Below are 4,488 nucleotides of genomic sequence, written 5' to 3'. Positions count from 1 at the left end.
GAGCTGGTGTTCACCCGGCTGCACGCGGGCGGCAAGTTCGACAAGGGCTCGGGCGGCGCCTACAGCTTCTCGGGCGGCCTGCACGGCGTTGGCGTCAGCGTCACCAATGCCTTGGCCAAGCGCCTGGAGGTGACGGTCTGGCGCGGCGGTGAGGTGGCGACGCTGGCGTTCGAGAACGGCGATGTGGTCGAGCCGGTCGCAGCCCGCAAGGCAGAGCGCGGTGAGCGCAAGCAGGGCACGATGGTGCGGGTCTGGCCCGATGCCAAATATTTCGAGAGCGCCGAGCTGCCCAAGCACGAGCTGGTCCACCTGCTGCGCAGCAAGGCCGTTTTGATGCCGGGCGTCATCGTCACGCTGACGAACGAAAAGACCGGTGACGTTCAGACCTGGACTTATGCCGGCGGTCTGCGCGATTACTTGATGCAAACACTGAACGCCGAGCCGCTGATCCCCTTGTACGAGGGCGAGCAATACGCCGGCCGGGCCGAGACCGAGAACTTCGCCGAGGGTGAAGGTGCCGCCTGGTGCGTGGCCTTCACCGAAGAGGGTGCGGCGATGCGCGAGAGCTATGTCAACCTGATCCCGACCGTCGCCGGCGGTACCCATGAGTCCGGTCTGAAGGACGGCCTGTTCGGCGCCATCAAGGGCTTTATCGAGCTGCACAGCCTCTTGCCCAAGGGTGTCAAGCTGATGCCGGACGATGTGTTTTCGCGCGCCTCCTTCGTCTTGTCGGCCAAGGTGCTGGACCCGCAGTTCCAGGGCCAGACCAAGGAGCGTCTGAACAGCCGCGACGCGCTGCGCCTGGTCTCCACCTATGTCACGCCGGGCCTGGAGCTGTGGCTGAACCAGCATGTGGAGTTCGGCAAGAAGCTGGCCGAGCTGGTCATCAAGCAGGCGCAAACCCGCCAACGCGCTTCGCAAAAAGTCGAGAAGCGCAAAGGGTCAGGTGTTGCCGTGCTGCCGGGCAAGCTGACCGATTGCGAGAGCCGCGACCTCTTGCACAACGAAATCTTTCTGGTCGAGGGCGACTCGGCCGGCGGCAGCGCCAAGATGGGCCGCAACAAGGAGACCCAGGCCATCCTGCCCTTGCGCGGCAAGGTCTTGAACACCTGGGAGGTCGAGCGCGACCGGCTGTTCGCCAATAACGAGATTCACGACATCTCGGTGGCTCTGGGGGTCGATCCGCATGGCAAGAATGACTCGCCCGATCTGAGCGGCCTGCGCTACGGCAAGGTCTGCATTCTGTCGGACGCGGACGTGGACGGCTCGCACATTCAGGTGCTGTTGCTGACGCTGTTCTTTCGCCATTTCCCCAAGCTGGTTGAGACCGGGCATATCTACGTCGCCCGCCCGCCCTTGTACCGGGTTGACGCGCTGGCGCGCGGCAAGAAGCCGGCCGCCAAGATCTACGCGCTGGACGAGGGCGAGCTGACCGCCACGCTGGACAAGCTGCGCAAGGAAGGCGCGCGCGAAGGCTCCTGGAGCATCAGCCGCTTCAAAGGCCTGGGCGAGATGAGCGCGGTGCAGTTGTGGGACACGACCTTGAACCCGGAGACCCGGCGCCTCAGCGTGATCGCGCTGGGCCAGCTGAATTTGGTCGAGACCGAAACCTCGATCAACAAGCTGATGGGCAAGGGCGAAGCGGCGTCCCGGCGCGAGCTGATGGAGATCCACGGCGACTCGGTGGAAGTGGATATTTGAGATGACTGACAAGCGGGTCAGCCTGCGTCCGACCATGTTGTCGGACCTGGAGTTCGTGGTTTCCGTCGAGCTGGACGCCGCCAACCGACCCTTCATCACGCCCTGGGAGCGCACGCAGCACGAAGGCGCGGTGCGCTTCCCGGACTTTCGCCACTTCATCATCGAGGTCGGGGCTGAGTCCAAGCGGGCCGGTTTTGTGATTTTCCAGGGCTGCCGCAACCCGCATGGCTCGGTCGAGCTCAAACGCATCGTGCTGGCACCCAAGGGTCAGGGCCTGGGCCGTGCCTGTGTGCGGCTGCTCAAGAAGCTGGCCTTCACGCAGCTCCACGCGCATCGCTTCTGGCTCGATGTGAAGGCGCTCAATACCCGCGCGCTCAAGCTCTATGCCAGTGAAGGTTTTGTCGAAGAGGGCCGGCTGCGCGAGAGCGTACGCGTCAATATCGAAGGCGCGGACGGCTATGACAGCTTGATCGTGATGTCTATGTTGGACCGTGAATATCAAGCGCGGGTGGCGTTGGGCGAGGAGCAGCCTTGATGCGACTCTGGCTCGCTCTTCTTTTGGCTGCAATTTGCTTGCCTGCCTACGCTGAACTATGGGCTTATGTCGACGCCTCCGGCACCGCCCATCTGGCCGACCGCCAAATCAACGGTGCCTACAACCTGGTGCTCGGCGCGCCCGACTCAAGCAAAGGTCGGGTGCCCGGCAAGCAAGACGGCAGCCGCCATTTGCTGACCTGGCTGGAGATTGCGCCCGAGGTCAAGGCGGTACAACCCTATTTGCGCGAAGCGGCAGCGAAGTCGGGCGTGGACATGGCCTTGCTGAAAGCGTTGATCGCGGTCGAGTCGGGTTACAAGGCCGGCGCGGTGTCGCCGCGCGGCGCGATCGGCCTGATGCAAATCACCCCCGACGCGGCGGCCCGTTATGCCACGCTGCTGGAGCGCCTGCAGCCGGTTGAAAAACGCCTGCTGGACCCACGCACCAATGTCTTGACCGGCGCCCGCATGCTGGCTGACCTGATCAAACGCTTTGGCCGCATCGATGCGGCGCTGGCGGCTTGGAACGCCGGCGAGGGCGCGGTGCGTCGAGCCGGCGGCGTGGTGCCGCCATTTGATGAAACCCAAGCCCACGTTCATTTGGTGCTGGAGCTGTACTGGACCTTGCTGCAGAACGGCATGCACGCCAGCGCCCGGCACCTGACGATTCACTCTGAAAAACCATGACCCAAACTTCGATATTCGACGCACCCCCGCCGCAGGATGACCCCGACGCCTTGACCCTGGGTCACTATGCCGAGCGCGCCTATCTGGAGTACGCGCTCAGCGTCGTCAAGGGCCGTGCGCTGCCCGATGTCTGCGATGGCCAGAAGCCGGTGCAGCGCCGCATCCTCTATTCGATGGAGCGGATGGGCCTGGCGTTTACCGGGGTCAGCGGGCCTAAACCAGTCAAGGGCGCGCGCGTGGTCGGCGACGTGCTGGGCCGCTTCCACCCGCATGGCGACCAGTCGGTTTACGACGCCTTGGTGCGGATGGCGCAGGACTTTTCGCAGCGCTATCCGCTGATCGACGGCCAGGGTAATTTCGGCAGCCGCGATGGCGACGGCGCTGCGGCGATGCGTTACACCGAGGCGCGCCTGGCGCCGATTGCGCGCCTGCTGCTGGACGAGATCGACGAAGGCACGGTCGATTTCCAGGCCAACTACGACGGCTCGACGCAGGAGCCGCGCCAGCTGCCGGCGCGCCTGCCGTTCGTGTTGTTGAACGGCGCCAGCGGCATCGCGGTCGGCATGGCAACCGAGGTGCCCAGCCACAATCTGCGCGAGGTGGCGGCTGCGGCGGTGGCCCTGCTGCGCAATGACAAGCTCAGCGACGAGGAATTGTTTGCCATCCTGCCCGGCCCCGACTATCCGGGCGGCGGCCAGCTGATCAGCTCGGCCGACGACATCCGCGCGGCCTACCAAAGCGGGCGCGGCAGCATGAAGCTGCGGGCGCGCTGGAAGATCGAGGATCTGGCCCGTGGTCAGTGGCAACTGGTCGTCACCGAGCTGCCACATGGCTGCAGCAGCCAGAAGGTGCTGGAGGAGGTCGAGGAGCTCTCCAACCCCAAGATAAAAACCGGCAAAAAGGCCTTGAGCGCCGAGCAATTGCAGCTCAAGGCCAGCGTTTTGTCCGTGCTGGACTGCGTGCGTGACGAGTCCAGCAAGGACGCGGCCGTGCGCCTGGTGTTCGCTCGCGCGAGGGCCTGATCAAGGGCGGGGAGACCGGCCCGTCGCTCGTGCCCGGCGACCTCGAGAAGAGCCTCCTGATCAAGGCGATCCGCTACACCGATGAAGACCTCAAGATGCCCCCGAAGGGGCGGCTCAGCGCCGAGGTCGTCGCCGATTTCGAGGCCTGGGTGAAGCGCGGGGCGCCGGATCCGCGGAGCAAGGGTGCGACGGCCGCGAAGAAGGAGATCAACATCGAGGCGGGGAAGGCCTACTGGGCGTTCCAGCCGCTCAAGCCGCCGGCCGTCCCCGCGGTGAAGAGCCGGACGGCCAACCCCGTGGATGCGTTCGTCTTCGCGAAGCTCGAGGCCGCAGGCATCGCGCCCAACCCGCCGGCCGACCGGCGCCGCCTGATCCGCCGCGCGACGTTCGACCTGCTCGGGATCCCGCCGACGCCCGTGGAGGTCGACGCCTACGTCGCCGACGAGGCTCCGGACGCGCACGCCCGGCTCCTCGACCGCCTGCTCGCGCGTCCCGAGTACGGCGAGCGCTGGGCGCGGCACTGGCTGGATGTCGCCCGCTTCGC

4 protein-coding genes and 1 pseudogene are annotated in these 4,488 nt (G+C 65.6%); all 5 read left to right on the top strand.

Annotated features, from left to right (window positions below; all coding sequences use genetic code 11):
* Positions 1 to 1,701 (top strand): DNA topoisomerase IV subunit B (locus RMO57_RS01030; RefSeq protein ID WP_310383427.1); only part of this gene is annotated, 1,701 nt, incomplete at its 5' end.
* Between the two features lies 1 nt (position 1,702).
* Entirely contained in the window at positions 1,703 to 2,236 is a 534-nt protein-coding gene (locus RMO57_RS01025) for a GNAT family protein (RefSeq protein ID WP_310383426.1), read from the top strand.
* Positions 2,236 to 2,922: a lytic transglycosylase domain-containing protein gene (locus tag RMO57_RS01020; RefSeq protein ID WP_310383425.1), complete on the top strand. Its 687-nt coding sequence runs from the start codon at positions 2,236 to 2,238 to the stop codon at positions 2,920 to 2,922. Before RMO57_RS01025 ends, RMO57_RS01020 begins: the two co-directional genes overlap by 1 nt.
* Positions 2,919 to 3,926 (top strand): annotated as a pseudogene (locus RMO57_RS01015) (DNA gyrase subunit A); the annotation flags it as partial. The gene RMO57_RS01020 and the pseudogene RMO57_RS01015, both read left to right, overlap by 4 nt.
* Positions 3,927 to 3,973: 47 nt before the next feature.
* The coding region (locus tag RMO57_RS01010) for a DUF1549 domain-containing protein (RefSeq protein ID WP_310383424.1) at positions 3,974 to 4,488 on the top strand (515 nt) is incomplete at its 3' end.

Origin of the sequence: Roseateles sp., from assembly GCF_031397715.1 — a bacterium.
Taxonomy (GTDB): Bacteria; Pseudomonadota; Gammaproteobacteria; order Burkholderiales; family Burkholderiaceae_C; genus Paucibacter_A.
This window is presented reverse-complemented; position numbering and strand designations above follow the sequence as displayed.